This is a genomic window from Roseibium alexandrii DFL-11 (assembly GCF_000158095.2).
In the GTDB taxonomy this organism is placed as follows: domain Bacteria; phylum Pseudomonadota; class Alphaproteobacteria; order Rhizobiales; family Stappiaceae; genus Roseibium; species Roseibium alexandrii.
The window spans coordinates 1293543-1314498 of record NZ_CM011002.1; the positions used below are offsets into that span (position 1 = coordinate 1293543).

Sequence of the window (20956 nt, forward strand, 5' to 3'; positions counted from 1 at the left end):
TAAAATGTGTCAATCCGGTCTTGCACGTTGCCGCAGGGGGTCTGCAACAGGATCCGGGACAAAAGCGGAGATTTCCCCGCCCATTTGAGCGATCTGGCGCACCAAAGTGGCCGTAATGTGCCGCACTGCCGGAGATGCGGGGAGGAACACGGTTTTTATGTCCGGCTCCAATGTTCCGTTCATGCCCGCCATCTGCATCTCGTAATCAAGATCCGTTCCATCGCGCAGCCCGCGCACAAGATAGTCAGCCTTCTGGGTGCGTGCTGTATTGATCACGAGATCGGAGAACGCGATCACCTCGATCCGGCTCGCTTCAGCCTCGGAGAACTCGGCCACCGCTGATGTGTGAATCAGCTCGACCCGTTCTTCGAAAGAAAACAGCGGTTTCTTTCCCGGATGAATGCCGATTGCCACGACGACCTTGTCCGCCAGCGCGAGTGATTGGCGCAGGATGTCCATGTGGCCGTTTGTTACCGGGTCGAACGAGCCGGGGTAAAGCGCGATACGTGTCATGGGCTCATCCTTACTCTGGCGTTCGCCGCATCACAAGGCATCCGGGCCCGTGAAAGACAATTTCCGCCATGCGACATTGTGTGATGGCGGTCACAGGTTTCTTGCCGGACATAGGCCAAGGTGGCCTCATCAACAAACGGCGTGAGCAGGAGCCAAGACGATGAGGAGCAGCAGTTTTTACAAAACAACCGGTCATCACCAGGTTGCCCGTCCCTTCACAGCGAAAACCAAAGCCATGGACCCGATTGCAAATTTCAAACTGGCCTCGATCTTCATCCTGGCACTGCTGACTGTCCTGATCGCAGGCATCATCAGCATGAACGCGAGCAACGCTTCACAGGCACAAGACGTTGGTCAGACAGCACCGCAGGGCATGATGGCAACCAAGACTGACCGCGCTGTCATCCCGGCAAAGGCTGGCAACTGTGAAAGCCAGACATGGGGCGCTTGGAGCGCTGAATGCGCCGCTGAGCTGACCGGTGCCTCCAAGGTTCGCACCGTTTCCTACGTCACGATCGAAAAACAGCCGAACACCGTCAACCAGACCATTTTGGCCCGTTATCCATCGAACAACTGATCCAAAACCTCCAAAACCAGATATCCCCAACGGCAAACAGCGGCTCAGGTTCCACCCTGGCCGCTGTTGTCGTTTTCGGTTTTCCAAATTGCGAAGAAACTCCCTATATCCGGCAAATCCGAACCAAATAGGATCAGCAACAAGTTCAACTTAACGATTGTTTTAATTGACTTATTTTCGTTCAAAACGCTTTGGCAAAGAGTTTGCTCCTCCAGGATCATCAGCGCTTTAGCGCAGCATCACAGGGAGCAGAATGATGACGAAGACCCACGCAACACGCCGTCCCCGCCCCGCAACTTGGGCCCGGACCACACTTATCAAGAACTATGAGGATCTCGGCATTGCCGCACTGCACGCGGCGCTGGTATGCCAGAACTTTTGTTCAACGGCGCAAACCACCCAACAAGTCTCAAACTGGCACGGCGCTCCGAACATGTCCGGCATTCTTGCAGGTGTTGCAGAGAGTTAAGCTTGCAGCGAAAAACAGAACCCAGAAAAAAAGGGCGGCATATCAATTCCTGAAATACCGCCCGAATTCTAAGCCTTATTCATCTGAGCCTGAGGAGCTGTCCGGTGCTTCACCATCGCCCCCCTCTCCCGATCCAGCGTCGCCATCCGCCCCGCCACCTTCTGGCAGTTCGCCTTCGACGAGCTCTTCATCCTCATCAACCTCGGAGATCCCCTCAACGGCGACGACCTTCTCGTCCTCGGCCGTCTTGAAGATGATCACCCCTTGGGTCGCGCGTCCGGCGATGCGGATGCCTTCGACCGGGCAGCGGATCAACTGACCGCCATCCGTCACCAGCATGATCTGATCACTGTCTTCGACCGGGAACGAGGCAATCAAGCCGCCATTCCGGTGGTTCACAGCCATCGCCGTGATGCCCTTGCCGCCGCGGCCGGTGACACGGTATTCGAAGGACGACGTCCGTTTGCCATAACCGTTTTCGGAAATGGTCAGGATAATCTGTTCCGCAGCGCTCATTTCCGCATAGCGTTCCTGAGACAACTCGCCTGCAACAACGCCGTCCTCGTCGGCAGCCGCGCCATTTTCATCCGCTTCACCGCGCATGGCCCGGGAAAGCTTCAGATATGCGGCGCGCTCCTCGGCATCCACGTCGATGTGGTGCAGGATCTGCATGGAGATGATGCGATCGCCGTCTGCCAGGCGAATGCCACGCACGCCGACCGAATTCCGTCCAGCGAAAACACGCACATCCGTGGCAGGGAACCGGATACACTGACCCGAATTGGTGGTCAGCATGATGTCGGAATGCTCCGAACAGGTGTCAACACCAACAATGCCGTCGCCCTCTTCGAGCTTCATGGCAATTTTGCCATTCCGGTTGATGTTGACGAAATCGGAGAGCTTGTTCCGGCGCACGGTGCCGCGCACTGTTGCAAACATCACATCGAGGTTTGCCCAGGTGTCCTCGTCTTCCGGCAACGGCAGAATTGAGGTGATCTGTTCGCCTTGCTCCAGCGGCAGCATGTTGACCAAGGCTTTGCCGCGTGAGGTCGGGCCGCCAAGAGGCAGACGCCAGACCTTCATCTTGTAGCAAATGCCACGGGAGGAGAAGAACAGAACCGGCGTATGGGTGTTTGCAACAAACAGACGGGTGACGAAATCCTCATCCTTGGTCGCCATGCCCGACCGGCCCTTGCCGCCGCGGCGCTGCGCCCGGTACGTCGCGAGCGGAACCCGCTTGATGTAGCCGCCATGAGACACGGTCACGACCATGTCTTCGCGCTGGATCAGATCTTCTTCGTCAAAGTCCGCACCGCCTTCGATGATTTCGGTCCGGCGCGGTGTTGCGAATTCTTCCCTGATCTCCAGCATCTCGTTACGGACGATTTCCTGGATGCGGGCACGGGAGCGAAGAATATCGAGATAGTCGCTGATTTCAGCGCCGATCTTGTTGAGTTCTTCCTCAATCTCGTCGCGGCCCATGGCCGTCAGACGCTGCAGCCGCAGATCAAGGATGGCGCGGGCCTGTTCTTCCGACAGCTTGTAGGTGCCGTCTTCCTGAACCATGTGGCGCGGATCGTCGATAAGCCGGATAAGGTCTTCAACGTCCCTGGCCGGCCAATTGCGTTCCATCAACTGGGCACGGGCGGTTGCCGGATCCGGCGCGGCCCGGATGAGCTTGATCACCTCATCAATGTTGGCGACAGCGATGCCAAGACCAACCAAGATATGCGCCCGGTCGCGGCACTTTTTCAAAAGGTATCGGGTACGGCGCTGGATGACTTCTTCGCGGAAGGCGACGAAAGCCTTCAGCATGTCGGAAAGGTTCATCTGCTCCGGCTTGCCACCGTTCAGCGCCACCATGTTCGCCCCAAAGGACGTCTGCAGCTGACTAAACCGGTAGAGCTGGTTCAAGACGACATCCGGGACGGCATCGCGCTTGAGTTCGATCACGACCCGCATACCGGAGCGGTCACTTTCATCGCGAATGTCGGAGATGCCTTCAACGCGCTTGTCACGCACCATCTCGGCGATCTTTTCGATCATCGTGGACTTGTTGACCTGATAGGGGATCTCCGTAACGATCAGAGCCCAGCGGTCCTTGCGGATTTCTTCGGTGTCCACCTTGGCCCGCATCGGAACGGAGCCGCGGCCGGTCTCATAAGCGCTGCGGATGCCGGATCGGCCAAGGATCATGCCGCCGGTCGGGAAGTCCGGACCCGGAACGATTTGCATGAGCTCTTCCAGCGTCATCGCCGGGTTTTCCATGATCGCGATGGAGGCATCGATCACTTCGCCCAGATTATGCGGCGGGATGTTTGTGGCCATACCGACCGCAATACCACCGGCACCATTGACCAGAAGGTTTGGAAATTTTGCGGGAAGGACGACCGGTTCGGATTCGGAGTTGTCGTAGTTCTCCTGGAAATCGACCGTATCCTTGTCGATGTCATCCAAAAGCCGGTGCGCGACCTTTTCCAGACGGCACTCGGTGTAGCGCATCGCTGCGGCAGGATCGCCATCAACGGACCCGAAGTTGCCCTGACCGTCGATGAGCGGCAGCCGAAGGGAGAAATTTTGCGCCATACGCACAAGGGCGTCATAGATCGCGCTGTCCCCATGCGGGTGATACTTACCCATAACATCACCGACCACACGGGCCGACTTGCGGTAGGGCTTGTTCCACTCGTAGCCGTTTTCATGCATCGAATAGAGGATGCGCCGGTGCACCGGCTTCAAGCCGTCCCGGACATCCGGCAGCGCACGGGATACAATCACGCTCATGGCGTAATCGAGGTAGCTGCGCTTCATTTCATCGACGATGGAGACCGGCTTTATGTCCGACGGAAGCCCGCCTGAAGGGGTGCTGTTGTCCTGGTCAGCCAAAGAGACACTCATTTGTTTGTTATTGCTGGTGTCTTTATATCCGATTCAAGTCGGGGAACCAAATTTCAAGCTGTTTTTAAGCTTGCTAATAATCATTTAATTTCAATCACTTATAAATCCTATGCACAGGCATACAGAAACAATTCACAAGGCTTGGTCGCGCCGGGTTCAAAAGCACTGTAAAACGCACGTCAAACGCCACGCACTGCCTGTCGGAGACACGCGATGATCGATTTTTACATCAATGCCTTCGCCACGTTGTTCGTGACCATTGATCCCGTTGGTTTGGCCCCAATGTTTCTAGCGATTACGGCCGGTATGAGTTCCGCCGACCGGCGCCGGGTCGCCGTCCGGGCCACCATCACCGCCACCGGCATTTTGGGCCTGTTTTATTTCACTGGTCAGACAGTCCTGAATGTCCTTGGCATTTCGGTTTCCGCCTTCCGGGTCGCGGGCGGCATTTTATTGTTCCTGATCGCCATCGAGATGATTTTCGGCAAACGCCAGGAACGCAAAAGCGAAACTGCCGAGAAGGCGATGGAGTCCGCTGAAGCGCATCATGCGACCATCAACGAACTCGCCATCTTTCCCCTGGCCATTCCGCTGATTTCCGGCCCGGCTGCCATTTCTGCAATCATTCTCCTGTCCAGCCAGGCACCGGACACCCTGACCTATGCCGGCCTCGGCGGTGTGATCCTGATCATCCTCGTCAGTTGCCTTGGGGCCTTTCTGCTGGCAGAACGCATTGAACGCGCCCTTGGGGACACGGCTCAACTGGTCATCACCCGTCTGCTCGGGGTCCTGCTCGCAGCCCTTTCAGTGCAATTCGTCGCCGATGGGATCCTGGCGTTCCTGGCCTAGAGACGATCAATCAGCTGATTGGCCGGCGCTGCTGGATCCAACAACCGGGCACCTTGCTCACTGCCAAGAACCGGCAAATCCTCGTCCAGCAACCCCATTTGCTTGAGCACGGTCGCCTGATCCCAATAGATGTGTTCGGAGGCGATCAGTCCGCCTTCAAAGGCGATGATGCCAACATGTGGCACAGCAAGTCTTTTGCCGGTTGGCTCGATGCCGGGCGCGAACCAATCCATGCGCACTGTATGGGTCAAATGCAGGATGAATTCATCAACAATCCGATTGCCGCCAACAGTGCGGGTCAAGAGTTCCAGTTCCGCATCCTCCGGCATCTGCGGGATGAATATCTCTGCATAGAATTTCCTGAGCGGCTCTTTGCCGGTTGCTCCGGTGTTGACCGGTACATGGATCAGAACCGGATGATCGGTCATGGTCGCAATGGCTTCGTCGGCATTCTTGTGGGCAAATTCGCTCGCCGTGTGCGCATCCCAGACATCAATGAGCTTCTGTTGCGCCTTGGAAAATGTTTCCATCACTGGCTCCCCGATATTTCATCGATTCAAATCAATTTCGAATTCCTGCGGCGAAACACCGTGCACGCTGTCCCGCCCGCGGATGATCACCGTCGTAACACCATCTGGGATTTGAACGCCCGACAAGGACCGGGTAAACGGTTGCTCGTTGACATGCGGGTGGGCCAAGACCCTTCTGCCGAGAAGATCTCCATCCGGTGTGTAGACCTCCCAAAGATCCGCATAGTGATCCCAGCCGGTATCCCCGTGCTTGAGCGTGACAGAAAACGTCCACCCGCCGGCCCCCTCTTTCGCCTTTGCATCAACTATCTCCACGTCACCAGCGACGCTTGCGCCAGAGACGAGCACGCTGATGATCCCGGCGGCGCAGATGGCTCTTATTCCCAGCATTCGAATGCTCCAATGACTTTTTTCAACGCGGCCAACTTGCCGGTAAATCGAGAGCACAAAAAGTCAAACTTGCGTCAATGCCGGGTAACTTGCGGACAGGCGCGTGTTGCGGAATGGCTAAATTCCAGGGTTTACGAACCACGTCCGGCTCTTCAGCACGTTGCGAAAGCGCAATCCTAGTGTAGGGACTACGCAACCTAACCATTCGGCTTCACTTTGGATCCCGCCAAACAGCCCAGACTTTAGTATTTATTTAGAACTCTCGGGCTCTACTAAAATCCAGCTGATTTATTTTTGCGAGCATGCCATGCAGTCCGTTGCCAACACGACATATTCTGGTCTTCAAGAACTCGCATTTGTCGAAGAATCCATGCCGGAATACAATGAGCATATCGTGAAACTCATTTCCGGAGCGCTTCGTGATTGCGAGGCTATCGTAGATTTTGGCGCCGGGATCGGGACATTGGCGGACGTTGTACACAAGCAAACAGCTGTGCGGCCGAGATGCATCGAAATCGACGAATCCGCACAGTCAATTCTTCGCCATCGAGGGTATCAGGTCTCTAACAGTCTTCTCGATCTGCCCGTCCAGGTTGGCGGCATTTACAGTTCCAACGTTCTCGAACATATCGAAGATGACCGTGGAGCTATCAGAGACTGTTTTGAGGCTTTGCAGCCAGGCGGAACCTTGGTCCTCTACCTTCCTGCGTTTCAGTTGCTGTTCTCTGGATTGGACAGGTCTGTCGGGCATTATCGCCGGTATTCGAAGCGGGACCTCATTCACAAACTCCAAACGTCCGGCTTCAATATAAAAGACTGCCACTATGTCGAAAGCTTGGGGTTCTTTGCCAGCCTGGTGGTGAAGCTTGTCGGATATGATGTCGAGGGTGGTCTCGGCTCAGCGTCTTCCTATGAGTTTTACAACAAGTACGTCTTTCCTCTCAGCAAGAAAATCGACGCTGTTGGAGCGCGCCACTTGCTGGGCAAAAACATTTTTGTCGTTGCGCAAAAACCGCACGCGGCCTAATTCGCTGATCCGGTCATTCATAGTCCGCTCGGCAACAGACCCTAATTTCACTCTGACTTGTGATGTCGTGTCCTGATCTGTCAAACTGACCGTCAGGACAGGAGGTTGCCCCTATGAACGACACGGCGGTTCGAGAAACGCTGGTCAGGCTGAAGGCAGAACTCGAGAGCTTCAGCGAGATTTCCGAGGACGCGCGCGCCACCGTCATGCTGGACCAACAGGCCGTTGGCCGCCTCTCCCGGATGGATGCTCTCCAGGGACAAGCCATGGCACAAGCTTCCGAGCGCCAGCGTCGCGCGGATATTCAGCGGATTGAAGCTGCGCTCAAACGCTTGGATGAGGGGGAATACGGCTATTGCGCCCAATGCGGTGAAGACATTGCTGCAAAACGCCTTAAAGTCGACCCGGCAGCGGCATTTTGTATCCGCTGCGCGAAGTAGAGCATCAGGATACCAGTCCGCGCAGTTGTTTCATCCAGTTCCTGATGTCACCGGCGACTTTATCGATCGGGAACCGGGAGAGTGTCTCTTCGGTCCACGTGTCATTTGAACACAACATAGCCTCGTAGGATTGTATCTGCGTGCTGTGTTCCGATGTCAGCGGCAATTCTCGAGCCGCTTTCAACAGAACCAGTTGTTCATGGATCCGCCGCAGTACAGAGAGCGCCGCGCCCATCTGGGCTTTTAGCGCCGGTTCTTCCCGCCAACTCCCGCCGCCAAACACCTCTTGAGTAACCCGTTGGCCGGCCCCGAAACACGTGTAGCTGACGCAGCCCGGAAATCCACGCTCAACCCGCTCTTCAAAAATTTTGCAAGCGTTGTCGGCTTTGAGGTTCGGGCATTCCTCACCGGCCGCCTTATCCAGACCAAATGACTCGGACTTGTCGAACGCAAACACCACGCAACACAGCGCAGCGCAATTCGTGCAATCCGGTTCAAGGTCGATGGGCGCCACCGTCACAAAAGCCTTTTATTTCAGCTAGAAGCAAATAGACCGCAGCTTGTTTCCAAACCGCGGCCTGCAAAAATTATTCCCACTCAATCGTGCCCGGAGGTTTCGACGTGATGTCGTAGGTTACGCGGTTGATGCCTTCGACCTCGTTTATGATCCGGGTCGCGGTTTCGCCGAGGAACTCATGCGTGAACGGATAATAGTCCGCAGTCATGCCGTCGACGGAGGTTACAGCGCGCAAGGCACAGGCGTAATCGTAAGTCCGGCCATCGCCCATCACGCCGACCGTACGCACCGGCAGGATCGCAACGAAAGCCTGCCAGATCTCGTCGTATAGACCGTGCTTGCGGATCTGATCGATGTAGACGGCGTCCGCCTTGCGAAGGATTTCCAGTTTGTCGCGGGTGATTTCACCCGGGCAGCGAATGGCAAGGCCTGGTCCCGGGAACGGGTGACGACCGATAAAGCTCTCGGGCAGACCAAGCTCCCGGCCAAGCGCCCTCACCTCGTCCTTGAAGAGTTCGCGCAACGGCTCCACAAGTTTCAGGCCCATTTTTTCCGGTAGGCCGCCCACATTATGGTGCGACTTGATCGTCACCGACGGCCCACCGGAGAAGCTGACGCTCTCGATCACGTCCGGATAGAGTGTGCCCTGAGCCAGGAATTCAGCGCCCTCGATCTCATTGGCGTGTTTCTGGAACACGTCGATGAACAGCTTGCCGATAATCTTGCGCTTGGTTTCCGGATCAGACTGGCCGTCCAGTTCGCCGAGGAACAGATCGGTTTCGTCGGCGTGGATCAGCGGAATATTGTAGTTGTCCCGGAACATCGAGACGACTTCTTCCGCTTCGTTGAGACGCAACAAACCGTGGTCAACAAAGACACATGTCAGCTGATCGCCGATTGCCTCGTGGATCAAAACAGCGGCAACTGAGCTGTCAACGCCGCCGGACAGACCGCAGATGACTTTCTTGTCCCCGACCTGCTGACGGATCTTCTCGATCGCGTCGTCTTTGTAAGCGCCCATCGTCCAATCGCCGCTAAAGCCGGCCAGCTTGACGAAATTCTCATAAAGCGTCTTGCCGTTTGGTGTGTGGTGCACTTCCGGGTGAAACTGAACGGCGTAAAAGTTTCTGCGTGTGTCCGCGGTGATAGCGTAAGGCGCGTTTGGCGAGGTGCCGAATACCTCAAAACCGGGAGCAAGCTTGGCGACGTGATCCCCGTGGCTCATCCAGACCTGTTCCTTGCCGCCCGCAAACCAGCCGTTCAGGATCGACAGATCTGATCCGGCAGGCGTCACGAAGGCCCGGCCGAATTCCGCGGTGCCGCCACCGCCGGATATCTTGCCGCCATGCACTTCACCGCCCAGTTGCTGCATCATCACTTGCTGGCCATAACAGATGCCGAGGATCGGTACACCGATGTTATAAACGCTCTCCGGTGGCCGCGGTGAGCCTTCCCGCGTAACAGAATCCGGTCCGCCCGAGAAGATCACGGCCTTTGGCGCGAACTCGGCCAAAAACGTGTCGGTGACATTCTGATACGGGTGGATTTCGCAGTAGACATTCAGCTCACGCAAACGGCGGGCGATCAGCTGGGTCACCTGCGAACCGAAGTCGATGATAAGGAGGCGGTCGTGATGATGTGTCATGGCGCGCTTCTACCTGCCTTTTCGCCGAAATTGAACCCGATTCTTACGCCGCAAACGCTCTCGCACAAGATTTTGCCTTTCGCTGTTCTGCACATCGGTCCGGGAGAAGCTGTGTACGGTTGGATTTGGCGTTTGCGCAGGACTCCCCGCCTGCCCTAGGTTAATGAATCAATAACAAGCCCAACCGAGCATCATGACCGCAGCTGCCCGCGAAATTTACGATCAGGCCCTTGGCTATGAAGCAAATGGCGACCTCCTTAGAGCCAAGACCGGATATATGCGCGCCAGTGACATGCTTCCGCATGACACCGAGATCGCCTATCGGGCGGCCTCGGCATTGCTGCGGACCGGCGAGCTTGAAGAAGCGCAATCCCGCTTGCGGCGGCTCATCTTTGCCGATCCAAGCCATATCAATGCCCGGTCCAGCCTAGCGAACTGCCAGTTGCTTATGAACGATTTGGAGTTGGCCGAAAGCAATTTCCGGGAGGTTCTGGATCGGGATCCGGACCACAAGAATGCGTTGTTCGGACTGTCCAATCTTCTATTAAAACGTGAACAGGCGCGGCTTGCAGCACCCTATGCGCAGCGGTTGTCAGCTCTGTTGCCGAACAGCCCCGCAGCGCAGACAGTAGTAGCTGAGGTTTTGGAAAAGGGCGGACAAGCACCTCAGGCCGTGGCCGCGTACCGGATGCTCCTCAAGAGCGCACCAAACCATATTCCAGCGCTACTTGGCCTTGCCCGCACCTTGCTGAAATCGAAGCGCTACGATGACGTCATATCCTTGGCTGTCAGGGCTGCCGAACAAGATGCAGACAATTACTATGCGTTTGACATGCTGAGCCAGGCCTTGGAAGGCCGCGGCGATCTTGAAGATTCTCTTGAGGCCGCCTCGGAAGCACTTCGCCTTGCACCAAACAAAACAGGACTGCTGACCCGTTTAAGCGTCATTTGCCGCAAGCTCGGCAAATTCGGCGCGGCGCTTCGTTACGCTCTGCAGGCGGTTGATGCAAATCCGGAAAACCGCGGCCCGGCAAATGCCCTTGGCGCTGCTCTGGCCGCGATGAAGTTCCCGAACCAAGCCCGCGTGGTTTTGACCTCGGGCAGCGGCAAAGACCTGGATCCAGAAATCCGGACGCTGGTTGAAAAGCTGATCAAGGCTTCGGAGGGTGCCATAAAATCAACCAAGAGCACTTCGACCAGTGTCGGCAATGCCGACAGCAAAGCGGCTCAGAGCTCTGCATCAGATCAAGAAACAGCTGAAATCGACAACGCAACTGAGACGGCGGCGGAAAGCGTTTCCGCCGATGGTACCGAAGCAAGACGAACGGAAGCCGGAGACAAGACCGAAGCAATTCAGGCTTCCGTAGACGGTGAAAAACCAAAATTCGGTGCAGGTCCGGATGAACCTTTGCCGAATGTACTCGGGCTCAGCCGGAGAGATATGTCCTGAAAGGCCTTACGCCGTTCGTTCCAGGATCGCGATGAAGAAGCCATCGGTCTTGGTGGATGCAGGCGTCAAGGTCAGGTCACCGCGCTCAGTGACATAGGCTGGAACCGGTTTGCCCGGCAGCATCGCGGTCCATGAATCCAGCGCGGAGACAGGGGCAAAGTCCGCATTTGCGGAGAGAAACCGGCTGATTTGGTCGGCATTTTCTTCTGGCAGCAACGAACATGTTGCATACACTAAACGCCCACCAACCTTTACATACTCTTTTGCATTATCAAGGACATGTACTTGATCGTTCATGCGATCGTTGAGCGCTTTTTCAGTCAGTTTCCATTTTGAATCCGGACGGCGGCGCCAGACGCCGGTGCCCGTGCATGGAGCATCAATGAAGACAAGATCCATCTGCCCTTTAAGATCGTCAAGCGTGGAACTCGCCGGATCACGGACCTGAATATTGCGGACACCTGCGCGCTGCAGCCGTTCATGGATCGGAGCCAAACGCAAACGATCTGCATCATAGGCGTAGAGCTGACCCTTGTTCTGCATGGCAGCTGCCAGCGCCAGCGTCTTTCCGCCACCGCCGGCACAATAATCCAGTACCTGTTGTCCCGGCTGCGCCCCCGCCAGCAAGGCTGCCAGCTGACTGGCCTCATCCTGAAGATCGAACCAGCCTTTGCGGTAGCCTTCTTCTGCTTGAACATGCGGCATCCGGCCAAGACCGGGCTTTGCTTCAATGCGCATTCCATGCGGCGAAAGTCCGGTGCCTTGAGCGCCTGTGTGGCCAAGCTTCTTCAGAAGTTTTTCGCGATCCGATTTCAGGGTGTTAACCCGCATGTCGACCGGTGCACGCTGCGCCAGAGCCCGGCCTTCCGTAACCGCGTCTCCACCGAAAACGGCAGTAAATTTCGGCCACAACCATTCCGGCACATCAGCCGCCTGCCACGGCTGCAAATCGTCCGGTACTGCAGCGGCAAGACGGTCTGCCTCGGCTTCGGTCAATGCCTCGGGCGCATGCCGGTCTTCATTCAAAACAGTGGTCAGCGCCTCAAGACCCTTGTCCCATGTCAGCACATAGGTTGCGAGCGCCAACGCCCGCGGGCACTCGTCCTGCATATGAGCTGCAAGGGAGGCCCGGTTTCGAAGGGCATCAAACACGAGATTGCCAATGACGGTGCGATCGCCTGATCCGGCAAACCGGTGGGATGACCCCCATTCCTTAAGGACCACCTGGACCGGCCGATGACGGCGTTCCACTTCGTCCAGGACTTCAATTGCCGCCGCGAGGCGTCCGCCATCTTTCATCGCTTACCCTTTGAAAAGAGCCGGTATGTGACCGGCTCCTTCGATTATGCTTTATATCAAACGTTTGTTGGATAGTTCGGACTTTCGCGCGTGATGGTCACATCATGCGCATGGCTTTCCCGCAAACCGGCTCCGGAGATCTGAACGAAGCGCGCTTTTTCCTGGAAATCCTCGATGGTTTTGCCACCGACATAGCCCATGGCTGCGCGCAGGCCACCTGCCAACTGGTGTAGAACACTGCCAAGCATTCCCTTGTACGGGACCTGCCCTTCAATGCCTTCCGGAACCAGTTTCAGGCTGTCGCGGACTTCTGCCTGGAAGTAGCGGTCAGCCGATCCGCGCGCCATCGCGCCAACAGACCCCATGCCGCGATAGGATTTGTAAGACCGGCCCTGATGCAGGTAGACCTCGCCCGGGCTTTCTTCCGTACCAGCAAGCAACGAGCCGACCATGACAGAGGCCGCTCCGGCTGCAATCGCCTTGGCAAGGTCGCCGGAAAACTTGATACCGCCATCGGCGACGACCGGAACGCCTTGCTTGTTGGCTTCGTTGACCGACTCAATAATCGCTGTCAGCTGCGGAACGCCGACACCAGCCACAATCCGCGTTGTGCAGATGGAGCCTGGACCAATTCCGACCTTCACGGCATCAGCCCCGGCATCGATCAGCGCTTTCGTCGCTTCAGCAGTGGCCACGTTACCGGCCAGAACCTGCACCGAATTAGAGAGTTTTTTGACGCGGTTAACCTGATCAAGAACCTTCTGGGAATGGCCGTGGGCCGTATCTACCACCACCATGTCGACCCCGGCATCGATCAGCCGCTCGGCGCGGGCAAATCCCTCTTCACCAACGCTGGTCGCTGCAGCAACGCGCAAACGCCCTTGGGCATCCTTGGACGCATTCGGGTTGAGCTGGGCCTTCTCCATGTCCTTGACCGTGATCAGGCCGGTACAGTTGCCGGCATCATCAACCACCAGCAATTTTTCAATCCGGTTTTGGTGGAGCAACCGTTTGGCTTCGTCTTGTTTGACGTTTTCATTGACCGTCACCAGATTGGAGCTGGTCATTAGCTCGCGGATTTTCTGGTCCGGATTGGATGCAAAGCGTACATCGCGGTTCGTCAAAATGCCAACGAGCTTTCCGGTCACCTGGCCGCCGGCTCCGCCATTCTCAACGACTGGGACGCCGGAAATCCCGAACCGTTTCATCAGATCAAGCGCGTCTTGCAGGCTTGCATCCGGTCCGATCACCAGCGGGTTCACAACCATGCCGGATTCGAACTTCTTGACCATGCGGACCTCTTCGGCCTGTTGATCAAGGGAGAGGTTCCGGTGAATGACCCCGATGCCACCGGCCTGCGCCATGGCAATCGCCAAGCGGCCTTCGGTGACCGTATCCATGGCCGACGACAGGATCGGAATGTTCAGCTCAAGTTCGCGGGTAACTTTCGTGCGCAGATCAACGTCACCCGGCATGACTTCCGAGTGGCCGGGGATCAGCAGAACATCGTCGAAGGTCAGGGCTTGCTGCCCGGTCGATGGGACAAAGAAGGATGCCATTGCCAATTCCCCTATAAATACCAATTGAGACGCACGGCCATTGGGGGGCCTGCATCTTGTCGAGTCGCTTCGGCTGTGCCGGAGAAGTTGGCGCGGGTGAATAACATGCAGGTGACAGAATGAAAAGGGCCTGTTCGAACAGGCCCCGCACTTTCGATCTCCGTTGTTTTCAACTTCTGCCTTTGAGTTCAGTCTTCAGGCAGGTCGCTGCCGCGAAAACCCTTGGCAATCACATAGAGCTCCGGGCTTTCTTTCCGGCTTGCCGGAGGTTTCAGGTGCGCAACGGATTTGAACTCCCGCTTCAACTCCTGAAGCATGGCGTTCTCGGTCCCGCCACGAAACACCTTTGCAAGGAAAGACCCGCCGGGAACGAGATTCCGGCGTGCAAAGTCGATCGCGATCTCAAAGAGATGCGTGGTGCGCAAATGGTCAGTTTGTTTATGACCCGTTGTCGGTGCCGCCATATCCGACAGGACAACATCCGGTTTATGCCCTCCGAGCGCTTCCATCAATGCTGCCGGCGCATCGTCATCCAGAAAGTCCTTTTTTAGGAATACCGCTCCGCGCACGTGATCCATGTCCAGATAGTCGATCCCGACAACCTTTGGGGAGTCGATCGTCGACTTGACCCGGTCGACCGCGATCTGACACCAGCCGCCCGGTGCACAACCCAAGTCCACAACCCTGTACCCGGGTTTCAAGAGCTTGTGCTTGTCGTCGATCTCGATCAGCTTGTAAGCGGCTCGGGACCGGTAGCCGTCAATTTTGGCGCGCCGGACATAAGGATCGTTCAACTGCCGGGAGAGCCAGCGGGTCGATGATTCCCGCCGCCCGGCCGCCGACTTGACCTTGACGTGCATGCCACGGTCGCCAGACCCTCTTTTTTTCGATCCACTCATTGTCTGTTCCTTGGACGGCCCCGGCCCTGCCGAGGTCCCATTTTTCTACGCGACCATACACCATCGGCAGACATCAACTCGGTCAAGATGCCTTCACGCAACCCCCGGTCTGCAACACGCAATCTCGGGCAGCTCCAACGCCGCCGGATTGCTTCCAAGATCGCGCACCCTGCGAGAACAAGGTCTGCCCGGTCTTCGCCGATGCAAGGATTGCTGACGCGCGCCTCATACGGCATGTCGCGCAGCTGATCAATCATCCCGCCGACTTGCGTGTCTTCCAGCCACGCGCCATCGACGCGCCGGCGGTCGTAGCGCCTCAGCCCAAGATGAACCCCGGCCAGAGTTGTCACCGTGCCCGAAGTTCCAAGCATATGAACCTTGCCACTGGAGATTGCTTCGGACAGATCATCTGCGAGATTGAATTCGGCCAGATGATCGGCAGCATCGTCCACCATGGCCTCGAAGATGTCCGGCGTGACATGAACGCCGCCATGCCGCTCGGCCAGGTTGACAACGCCAACCGGCAAAGAGATCCAGGACCGGATGAACCGCGTCAGCGCGTATCCGCGCGCGCCGCATCTGTTGCGCAGATCAAGCCAGACGATTTCAGAAGAGCCGCCGCCGATGTCAAACAAAATGACACCGTCGGCATCATGATCAACCAGCGAAGCGCATCCTGCCACAGCGAGCCGTGCTTCGGTTTCCCGATTAACGATTTCCAGCGCGAGGCCAGTTTCTGCCTGAACACGCGAAATGAAGTCTGCCCCGTTCTCGGCCGCCCGGCAGGCTTCTGTTGCAATCAGTCGGGACCGTTCGACGCCCCGTTCCGCCAACTTGCGATGACACTGCCCCAACGCATCGATTGCCCTGTCCATGGCGGCGTCGCCAAGCCGCCGGTGCGCGCCGACCCCTTCCCCGAGCCGGACGATCCGGGAATAGGCATCGACGACCCGAAAACCGCGTTCTTCAGGACGCGCGATCAGCAACCGGCAATTGTTCGTTCCAAGGTCGAGCGCAGCATAAAGAGGCGCATTGCCGGATGTCTGCACTGGATGACGGCGATGTCCGTTCCGAGCGCCTTCCGGACCCCGTGTACGCGGACGCCGAATAGGTTGCGGGTCACGTTTGGACGGCTCCGGCGGACGCGGTCCGCCGTCCGGTGTAGGTAAGCCATTCAAAGGTCTGGATACCTGCGGATCCGCGCCGGTCTCAATTTCAACAGCAGGTGTTTCCTGATCGGTGTGCGCAGCTTGCCCACGATTCTTTTTGGCCTGCCAACGTTTGCGGCCGCGCCTGCTGGCAGCTTTTTTGCCCTTTGCAGAGGGAGAACCGTCGAACTGCGGCGCATCTGTCCCGGCGATGGCTGCTTCCATCTGTGCTTTTGATTGTAATTCCGGATTTGCGGTCCCGCTCTGCGCCGAACGCCGGCGCCCACGCCGCTTTTTCTTCCGAGGGGAAGAGTTCGCAGCCACAGAATCTGGCGCGCCGTTCGCCGTCTTGGCGTCAGCTTTTCTGGTCTGCCCGGCCGCTTGAGAGACACTTGTGGCGTCAGATCCACTTGAAGGAGCTTGGTCATCGGGGCTGTTGCCCTCCCGACCCTGTACTCCTGAACCCTGACCGGACCGGTTTTTCCGGCGCCGTCGGTTTCGTCCCTTGCGCTCGTTGAGCGCTGCTTTTTGTCCGGACACATCAGGGGCACGTCGCCCGGAGTCGGGCGGTTCCTGACCTGAATTAGTCACGTTTTTACCTTTCGATGCCCCGGATCTGTGGGCGTTTCAGCACAACAATCACCCGGAGCAAGTCCTTTAGTTGGGAAAACTGTATCAGGTTGACCGCCGCTCGAAAAGAACCCCGCTTGGCAATTTCTGAAAGAGAAGGCAGGGTGTTCTGCACAAGTGCCAGGCCCGCGGACTTTTGTGATCAAAAAAGCTAAAACTTGCTCTTGCATTCGGTGGCCGGTTGGATGTATACGCCCCTCACCAATCGTGGCACGATCATCGTGCTCCGCCCGCGAGACTTCGCGTGTACCGGATTGGGGAATAGGTTAACGGTAGACCCGCAGACTCTGACTCTGTTAGTGAAGGTTCGAATCCTTCTTCCCCAGCCACCCCTTAACTCCCTGAAAACACTGACTTAATCGCTCTCAAAAGCGTCGTCTGCGGATGTAAGAAAGTTACTCTGTGGGGCGGCTTTGGGTCTCTTGCTTTCAGATCGAGAAATGACTCTGTGAGCCTACTAGACGATGCCCATCAACCCGCTGACGTACAGCCCGATGGCGATGCAGCAGATGAGGAAGCCGGTGAGGATGAGAAAACTGATCATGGTGAGGTATCTCTGCCGATAGGTCCGACTTAGTCGTCGAGGAGGCTTACAGCCCGTTTGGAAACGTCGAAGGTGTCGATGTCAGCGTACTTGGCCGACATGGCCGAGTCGGAGTGACCGAGGAGCTTCTGGATCCCGTCCAGGCCCATCCCCTTGCGACGTACGCGGGTGGCGAAGGTGTCACGCAGAGAGTGGATCGACCGGTTGCCGAAGATGGCGACCTTCTCCGGGGTGTTGATCCCGGCCCTCTCGAACGCCTTGATGATCCCCTTGGGAGCATACTTACGCGGCCCCTGGCCGGTGCTGTCAGCGAACACGTAGAGAGATCCCTGCCGTTCATGCCAGCGGCGCTTGAGGATATCCTGCACACGCTTGGTGCAGACGATCCGGCCATCGTTGTCCACCTTCGGACGGTAGACGTCGATGAACGACCAGTTCTCCCTATCGACCATCGACCACGGCAGCTTGGACAGCTCAGAGTACCGCATACCGGTGTCAGCGAGGATCACAACGAAGTCGTAGTTGTCCCGCTTGGAGATCGTAGCCTTCTCGCTCATGGGTCCGTTGTAGCCACGCGGATCCAGTTCCTTCAGGAGAGAGTTCAGCTCTGTCTCGTTTAGAGGCTTCGCCCGGTTCTTCACCTTGAGCAGCTTGAACTTGACCGGCTGCGGAGGCATGACGAACTCTTCCGTCTCCTCCAGGTAGTTCAGGAGCTTCCGGAACGCGGCCAGCTCACCGTTGATGGTCCGCTTGGAGTTCCCGGCAGCGAGACGCCAGGACTGCAGCTCAGCGAAGTGTCCCTTGCGCAGGTCACTGACCAGCATCTTCGGATCGAGACCCTTGTGCGGCTCCTCGCTGTGTCGCGGCGTGATCCAACCGAGGGTTTTATGCAATCGCCATCTCACATTCTTGAAGTCAGAAACATGCTGGTGTCTCTTGAGAAAAAAAGACACAGCCTTCTCCAGGGTGATCTCCTCCCGGTGGCCGAGCTGCTTACGGTCGAGCATCTGCCGCTCGATCTCGTCAGCGACCTGTTGAGCCTCACGCTTGTTCTTGCGCTTGGTCGATGCTCTCATCCGCTTCCCAGCGATGGATGCCGGGATGTCGTAGTACCAGTATGGACTACCGTCTTTCTTGAACACGTCAGCCATGTGAACCTCCTAGAAGCAGAAATGGTCAATCGTATCGATTAGATTGAGGACAGCGACCTCGAAGCTCTCGAACTCCTTGGCCCGTCCGCTGAAGGACTGCAAGACAGCCCTACCGTCATCTAGGTGTGAAACTGAGAAACCGGTCTCACACGTCGTCACCAACAGGACACACTCCCCGGTGTCCGTGTATTCCCAGTCAACCTCTGCGATGGTGCAGAGATGCTTGACCAGCTCGTTTGTTTGGTCCTGATCCAGACCAACTAATTCAGCACATCCACATACGTCGTTATTCTTCTTTCCTGCCGGTAGCATTTACGCGCTCTTTCTTACTCAACCTGTCTATCTTCAGGACGTCGTAAGTTTCCGGATCGTAGAAGCTCAGCATGTTCCATGCAAACTCCACAGGGTCCACCTTCAACGCAATGGCCCAGTCTCTCAATCCTTCGGGTGGTACTCGTCCCTTCCCACTCTCAATCTGTGTGATGAATGTGTAATACTTGATCCCCACAGCCTCGGCCAGCTTGACCTGCGTCAGATCGTTCTCGATCCGCAGCCGTCTGACATACCGCCCCGCCTCCTGTCTCTTACGTTTAGTGTAGTCAGCATCCCGTTTATGCTGTGGACTACTAGCCATTGGTCACTTCCTTCAAAAGCCCCCCTAGGGAAGTGAAGCGTCCGTATAGTTGCCAATGCAACTGCTGTAAAGCATGAACGTAGCGTCACTTTCTGAATAGGGTAGATGATGGTAAACAGTTGTTCTTACTAGCAATAACAAGTCTCTGAGATCCCTTAAGCATTATGTTGTTTGGGGGCTTCCCCCCTCCCCTCTATCCAAGAGGATCTCTAAGGCTCGTTACGGTCGAGAACGCATCCCACACTGACTGTTCACCTGATCTGCAATATGCCCCATAGAGTATCTTAATGGAGTCGTAAACTTATCTTTATGATACGTAATACTGTCTCTAGGAGAATATGTATAACAGTCTCTCTGCCGATAGGTCCGACTTAGTCAGCAGATGCGTTCGGCCTCCTTTGCGTGTTGGTTGTAGTCGAGGTTGTATTGGTTGTGCTCCTGTTTTTGAGTCACTTCAGGGTGCATGTCAATAATGACAGGGACAATTCGTTGTGAATTGTTAGACAGTCTAACGCCGTCTTGAAAAAAGGCCATAGAAGCTCTCTGAGAGTCGGTTGGCGTTGTCGGCTAGGGTAGGTGCGGAGAGGTCGAGAACGCCTCTCCACGAGTCCCTGTGAGTCTTCTAGGCGCTAAGCTCGTTGAAGGTGTCGAAGTTCTTGAACCAATCCCGTACTGTGTCGAACTGGAGCGAGGCTGGAGCCTTCTGAACCGCAGTGACAGGTCCAGCTGCCTTCCGGCGTTGGTGCCAGATGGCTCTGCAGAAGCGCTGGGTGCGGTCTTCGAAGGACTGCTTCTGATCGGTCCAGCTGAAGTAGGCGATGCCGTCGCGGACGGAGATGAACTGACCCTTGCGACGTGTCAGCGGCATCTCACACCATTGTCCTGGGCGGATCTCAAGCTCTCCTGACTTGATCGCTTCGAGGGTGGCAAGATCGAGGGTGATGGTAGGGAGGAATTTGTGGTTCATTGGGTGGTCTCCTTGTTTAGTTTGCGGACTTGTGCTGGACAGGATGCCAGCCGTTGTAAGGGTGGAACCAGACAGAGCCGTCTGACATCTCAAGGAACTCTCCGGACACTGCCCGGAGATCGTGCCAAGAGTCTCGACGAACGGCTTTGTATCCGTGGTATTGGTGGACAATGTCAGTCATGGACAAACCATCCTTTAGCTCCGAGGGCGTGTGCTACGTTCTTGTTGTAGACCTCAACTGCCTCGTTGATGTCGTCTACAGGCTCTTGGTTCAGCCCGTACCGGACCCATAAGCCAAACCCTGTGTCGATGATTGTGACGTCGTTTGTGATGTCGTGAGCGAGTATCTTGATCATGGTTATAGTCCCTGCTCGATGTAGTCGTCCCAACGCTGGAAAGCGGTCTCGTGAGCAGCCACAACGTCCTTGTGGTAGGTGCCGGAGAGACACTCCCCGTTGTCGTAGACAAGGTGCGTCGAGTACGGATGGTCCTCGTTGTGAAGCTCCAGAACGGCAATCCAGCGTTTCTCGTCGATCTGGTGATAAGCGACCACACGCTTGAGCATAGGATGCATTGGGAGGTCGCTGGGTGTGTTGTCGAGGTGCGGTAGAGTGTGTGTTATGGTCATTGTTCGTCTTCCTACTTTTCCGGATGCCCTTTCACCACACGGTCACCAACTCCGGAGATGAAGCGGGCCTTCTGCATGGTCATTGAGAGGCTCTTCATCGGATCGCCGATACGTGCTTTGGAGCCGTCAGGGTACTCAGCTGTGATGATGTAGCCGTCATGGTCTTTCGTGACGCGATATGTATTGGTCATG

General features: G+C 56.5%; 24 protein-coding genes and 1 tRNA gene. 7 read left to right on the forward strand and 18 right to left on the reverse strand.

The annotated features are described in order from the left end of the window. Positions 1 to 9 precede the first annotated feature (9 nt). Positions 10 to 513 (reverse strand): pantetheine-phosphate adenylyltransferase, encoded by a 504-nt coding sequence (gene coaD, locus SADFL11_RS06015; RefSeq protein ID WP_008190104.1) that lies wholly within the window; start codon positions 511 to 513, stop codon positions 10 to 12. Between the two features lie 160 nt (positions 514 to 673). Between coaD and SADFL11_RS06020 the strand changes: the two genes are divergently transcribed. Continuing rightward, positions 674 to 1090, forward strand: coding sequence for a hypothetical protein (locus SADFL11_RS06020; RefSeq protein WP_008196615.1), 417 nt, complete (start codon positions 674 to 676; stop codon positions 1088 to 1090). A 256-nt stretch (positions 1091 to 1346) separates the two neighbouring features. Then, a complete protein-coding gene (locus SADFL11_RS06025; RefSeq protein ID WP_134852922.1) occupies positions 1347 to 1559 on the forward strand; it encodes a hypothetical protein in 213 nt (70 codons plus the stop codon). A gap of 75 nt (positions 1560 to 1634) precedes the next feature. On the opposite strand, the gene gyrA is transcribed toward SADFL11_RS06025, so the two are convergent. Continuing rightward, positions 1635 to 4457 carry a DNA gyrase subunit A gene (gyrA, locus tag SADFL11_RS06030; protein ID WP_008194874.1) on the reverse strand — a complete coding sequence of 941 codons (2823 nt, stop codon included), beginning with the start codon at positions 4455 to 4457 and terminating at the stop codon, positions 1635 to 1637. A gap of 213 nt (positions 4458 to 4670) precedes the next feature. On the opposite strand from gyrA, the gene SADFL11_RS06035 reads away from it, so the two are divergent. Then, positions 4671 to 5306: a MarC family protein gene (locus SADFL11_RS06035; protein ID WP_008189976.1), complete on the forward strand. Its 636-nt coding sequence runs from the start codon at positions 4671 to 4673 to the stop codon at positions 5304 to 5306. Here the strand turns inward: SADFL11_RS06035 and SADFL11_RS06040 are convergent. Both SADFL11_RS06040 and SADFL11_RS06045 read right to left on the reverse strand, forming a co-directional pair. Then, complete coding sequence (locus SADFL11_RS06040) at positions 5303 to 5836, reverse strand: nuclear transport factor 2 family protein (protein WP_008193873.1); 534 nt, start codon at positions 5834 to 5836, stop codon at positions 5303 to 5305. The two genes, SADFL11_RS06035 and SADFL11_RS06040, sit on opposite strands and share 4 nt — an antisense overlap. Before the next feature lie 18 nt (positions 5837 to 5854). Next, entirely contained in the window at positions 5855 to 6226 is a 372-nt protein-coding gene (locus SADFL11_RS06045; RefSeq protein ID WP_008191851.1) for a hypothetical protein, read from the reverse strand. Positions 6227 to 6533: 307 nt separating this feature from the next. On the opposite strand from SADFL11_RS06045, the gene SADFL11_RS06050 reads away from it, so the two are divergent. Next, positions 6534 to 7253, forward strand: a complete 720-nt coding sequence (locus SADFL11_RS06050) for a class I SAM-dependent methyltransferase (RefSeq protein ID WP_008188618.1) — start codon at positions 6534 to 6536, stop codon at positions 7251 to 7253. A 113-nt stretch (positions 7254 to 7366) separates the two neighbouring features. Next, positions 7367 to 7693 carry a TraR/DksA family transcriptional regulator gene (locus SADFL11_RS06055; RefSeq protein ID WP_008195051.1) on the forward strand — a complete coding sequence of 109 codons (327 nt, stop codon included), beginning with the start codon at positions 7367 to 7369 and terminating at the stop codon, positions 7691 to 7693. A gap of 4 nt (positions 7694 to 7697) precedes the next feature. Here the strand turns inward: SADFL11_RS06055 and SADFL11_RS06060 are convergent, their stop codons facing one another. Both SADFL11_RS06060 and guaA read right to left on the reverse strand, forming a co-directional pair. Further along, complete coding sequence (locus tag SADFL11_RS06060) at positions 7698 to 8213, reverse strand: hypothetical protein (RefSeq protein ID WP_134852923.1); 516 nt, start codon at positions 8211 to 8213, stop codon at positions 7698 to 7700. Between the two features lie 67 nt (positions 8214 to 8280). Further along, positions 8281 to 9855 carry a glutamine-hydrolyzing GMP synthase gene (gene guaA, locus SADFL11_RS06065; RefSeq protein WP_008190825.1) on the reverse strand — a complete coding sequence of 525 codons (1575 nt, stop codon included), beginning with the start codon at positions 9853 to 9855 and terminating at the stop codon, positions 8281 to 8283. Between the two features lie 193 nt (positions 9856 to 10048). On the opposite strand from guaA, the gene SADFL11_RS06070 reads away from it, so the two are divergent. Then, positions 10049 to 11305 (forward strand): tetratricopeptide repeat protein, encoded by a 1257-nt coding sequence (locus SADFL11_RS06070; RefSeq protein WP_008188626.1) that lies wholly within the window; start codon positions 10049 to 10051, stop codon positions 11303 to 11305. Between the two features lie 6 nt (positions 11306 to 11311). On the opposite strand, the gene SADFL11_RS06075 is transcribed toward SADFL11_RS06070, so the two are convergent. From SADFL11_RS06075 to SADFL11_RS06090, 4 genes are all read right to left on the reverse strand, one after another. Continuing rightward, positions 11312 to 12604 carry an RsmB/NOP family class I SAM-dependent RNA methyltransferase gene (locus SADFL11_RS06075; RefSeq protein ID WP_008192296.1) on the reverse strand — a complete coding sequence of 431 codons (1293 nt, stop codon included), beginning with the start codon at positions 12602 to 12604 and terminating at the stop codon, positions 11312 to 11314. Between the two features lie 56 nt (positions 12605 to 12660). Continuing rightward, complete coding sequence (gene guaB / locus SADFL11_RS06080) at positions 12661 to 14163, reverse strand: IMP dehydrogenase (protein ID WP_040450428.1); 1503 nt, start codon at positions 14161 to 14163, stop codon at positions 12661 to 12663. Positions 14164 to 14351: 188 nt separating this feature from the next. Beyond that, positions 14352 to 15062, reverse strand: coding sequence for an RlmE family RNA methyltransferase (locus SADFL11_RS06085; protein ID WP_008192470.1), 711 nt, complete (start codon positions 15060 to 15062; stop codon positions 14352 to 14354). Continuing rightward, positions 15059 to 16435 (reverse strand): Ppx/GppA phosphatase family protein, encoded by a 1377-nt coding sequence (locus tag SADFL11_RS06090; RefSeq protein ID WP_081450450.1) that lies wholly within the window; start codon positions 16433 to 16435, stop codon positions 15059 to 15061. The genes SADFL11_RS06085 and SADFL11_RS06090 overlap by 4 nt, the downstream gene beginning before the upstream one ends. A 660-nt stretch (positions 16436 to 17095) precedes the next feature. Here SADFL11_RS06090 and SADFL11_RS06095 point away from each other — a divergent pair. Then, a tRNA-Gln gene (locus SADFL11_RS06095) sits at positions 17096 to 17169 on the forward strand. A 244-nt stretch (positions 17170 to 17413) separates the two neighbouring features. Here SADFL11_RS06095 and SADFL11_RS06100 read toward each other — a convergent pair. The 8 genes from SADFL11_RS06100 to SADFL11_RS06130 form a co-directional block, all read right to left on the reverse strand. Next, positions 17414 to 18460, reverse strand: coding sequence for a tyrosine-type recombinase/integrase (locus SADFL11_RS06100; protein ID WP_167578958.1), 1047 nt, complete (start codon positions 18458 to 18460; stop codon positions 17414 to 17416). An 84-nt stretch (positions 18461 to 18544) separates the two neighbouring features. Then, complete coding sequence (locus SADFL11_RS06105) at positions 18545 to 18847, reverse strand: hypothetical protein (RefSeq protein WP_040450425.1); 303 nt, start codon at positions 18845 to 18847, stop codon at positions 18545 to 18547. Further along, positions 18822 to 19169, reverse strand: coding sequence for a helix-turn-helix domain-containing protein (locus SADFL11_RS06110; protein WP_008197436.1), 348 nt, complete (start codon positions 19167 to 19169; stop codon positions 18822 to 18824). The genes SADFL11_RS06105 and SADFL11_RS06110 overlap by 26 nt, the downstream gene beginning before the upstream one ends. 622 nt (positions 19170 to 19791) lie before the next feature. Beyond that, positions 19792 to 20136 carry a hypothetical protein gene (locus SADFL11_RS06115; RefSeq protein WP_008197445.1) on the reverse strand — a complete coding sequence of 115 codons (345 nt, stop codon included), beginning with the start codon at positions 20134 to 20136 and terminating at the stop codon, positions 19792 to 19794. Between the two features lie 16 nt (positions 20137 to 20152). Then, positions 20153 to 20317 carry a hypothetical protein gene (locus SADFL11_RS25220; RefSeq protein WP_167578959.1) on the reverse strand — a complete coding sequence of 55 codons (165 nt, stop codon included), beginning with the start codon at positions 20315 to 20317 and terminating at the stop codon, positions 20153 to 20155. Beyond that, positions 20310 to 20492, reverse strand: coding sequence for a hypothetical protein (locus SADFL11_RS06120; protein ID WP_008191352.1), 183 nt, complete (start codon positions 20490 to 20492; stop codon positions 20310 to 20312). Before SADFL11_RS06120 ends, SADFL11_RS25220 begins: the two co-directional genes overlap by 8 nt. Positions 20493 to 20494: 2 nt before the next feature. Beyond that, positions 20495 to 20764, reverse strand: coding sequence for a hypothetical protein (locus tag SADFL11_RS06125; protein WP_134852924.1), 270 nt, complete (start codon positions 20762 to 20764; stop codon positions 20495 to 20497). Positions 20765 to 20775: 11 nt separating this feature from the next. After that, entirely contained in the window at positions 20776 to 20955 is a 180-nt protein-coding gene (locus tag SADFL11_RS06130; protein ID WP_008191010.1) for a hypothetical protein, read from the reverse strand. Position 20956: the final 1 nt, after the last annotated feature.

Excerpts from the sequence above, each read along its gene's own strand:
- SADFL11_RS06055 (WP_008195051.1), top strand. The coding sequence starts at position 7,367 with ATGAACGACACGGCGGTTCGAGAAACGCTGGTCAGGCTGAAGGCAGAA.
- SADFL11_RS06120 (WP_008191352.1), bottom strand. The coding sequence starts at position 20,492 with ATGATCAAGATACTCGCTCACGACATCACAAACGACGTCACAATCATC.
- gyrA (WP_008194874.1), bottom strand. The coding sequence starts at position 4,457 with ATGAGTGTCTCTTTGGCTGACCAGGACAACAGCACCCCTTCAGGCGGG.
- SADFL11_RS06100 (WP_167578958.1), bottom strand. The coding sequence starts at position 18,460 with ATGAGAGCATCGACCAAGCGCAAGAACAAGCGTGAGGCTCAACAGGTC.
- SADFL11_RS06075 (WP_008192296.1), bottom strand. The coding sequence starts at position 12,604 with ATGAAAGATGGCGGACGCCTCGCGGCGGCAATTGAAGTCCTGGACGAA.
- SADFL11_RS06025 (WP_134852922.1), top strand. The coding sequence starts at position 1,347 with ATGACGAAGACCCACGCAACACGCCGTCCCCGCCCCGCAACTTGGGCC.
- SADFL11_RS06090 (WP_081450450.1), bottom strand. The coding sequence starts at position 16,435 with ATGGAAGCAGCCATCGCCGGGACAGATGCGCCGCAGTTCGACGGTTCT.
- SADFL11_RS06105 (WP_040450425.1), bottom strand. The coding sequence starts at position 18,847 with ATGCTACCGGCAGGAAAGAAGAATAACGACGTATGTGGATGTGCTGAA.
- SADFL11_RS06110 (WP_008197436.1), bottom strand. The coding sequence starts at position 19,169 with ATGGCTAGTAGTCCACAGCATAAACGGGATGCTGACTACACTAAACGT.
- SADFL11_RS06085 (WP_008192470.1), bottom strand. The coding sequence starts at position 15,062 with ATGAGTGGATCGAAAAAAAGAGGGTCTGGCGACCGTGGCATGCACGTC.
- SADFL11_RS06125 (WP_134852924.1), bottom strand. The coding sequence starts at position 20,764 with ATGACCATAACACACACTCTACCGCACCTCGACAACACACCCAGCGAC.
- SADFL11_RS06130 (WP_008191010.1), bottom strand. The coding sequence starts at position 20,955 with ATGACCAATACATATCGCGTCACGAAAGACCATGACGGCTACATCATC.
- SADFL11_RS06045 (WP_008191851.1), bottom strand. The coding sequence starts at position 6,226 with ATGCTGGGAATAAGAGCCATCTGCGCCGCCGGGATCATCAGCGTGCTC.
- SADFL11_RS06035 (WP_008189976.1), top strand. The coding sequence starts at position 4,671 with ATGATCGATTTTTACATCAATGCCTTCGCCACGTTGTTCGTGACCATT.
- coaD (WP_008190104.1), bottom strand. The coding sequence starts at position 513 with ATGACACGTATCGCGCTTTACCCCGGCTCGTTCGACCCGGTAACAAAC.
- SADFL11_RS06020 (WP_008196615.1), top strand. The coding sequence starts at position 674 with ATGAGGAGCAGCAGTTTTTACAAAACAACCGGTCATCACCAGGTTGCC.
- SADFL11_RS06040 (WP_008193873.1), bottom strand. The coding sequence starts at position 5,836 with ATGGAAACATTTTCCAAGGCGCAACAGAAGCTCATTGATGTCTGGGAT.
- SADFL11_RS06115 (WP_008197445.1), bottom strand. The coding sequence starts at position 20,136 with ATGAACCACAAATTCCTCCCTACCATCACCCTCGATCTTGCCACCCTC.
- SADFL11_RS06050 (WP_008188618.1), top strand. The coding sequence starts at position 6,534 with ATGCAGTCCGTTGCCAACACGACATATTCTGGTCTTCAAGAACTCGCA.
- guaB (WP_040450428.1), bottom strand. The coding sequence starts at position 14,163 with ATGGCATCCTTCTTTGTCCCATCGACCGGGCAGCAAGCCCTGACCTTC.
- SADFL11_RS06070 (WP_008188626.1), top strand. The coding sequence starts at position 10,049 with ATGACCGCAGCTGCCCGCGAAATTTACGATCAGGCCCTTGGCTATGAA.
- guaA (WP_008190825.1), bottom strand. The coding sequence starts at position 9,855 with ATGACACATCATCACGACCGCCTCCTTATCATCGACTTCGGTTCGCAG.
- SADFL11_RS25220 (WP_167578959.1), bottom strand. The coding sequence starts at position 20,317 with ATGACTGACATTGTCCACCAATACCACGGATACAAAGCCGTTCGTCGA.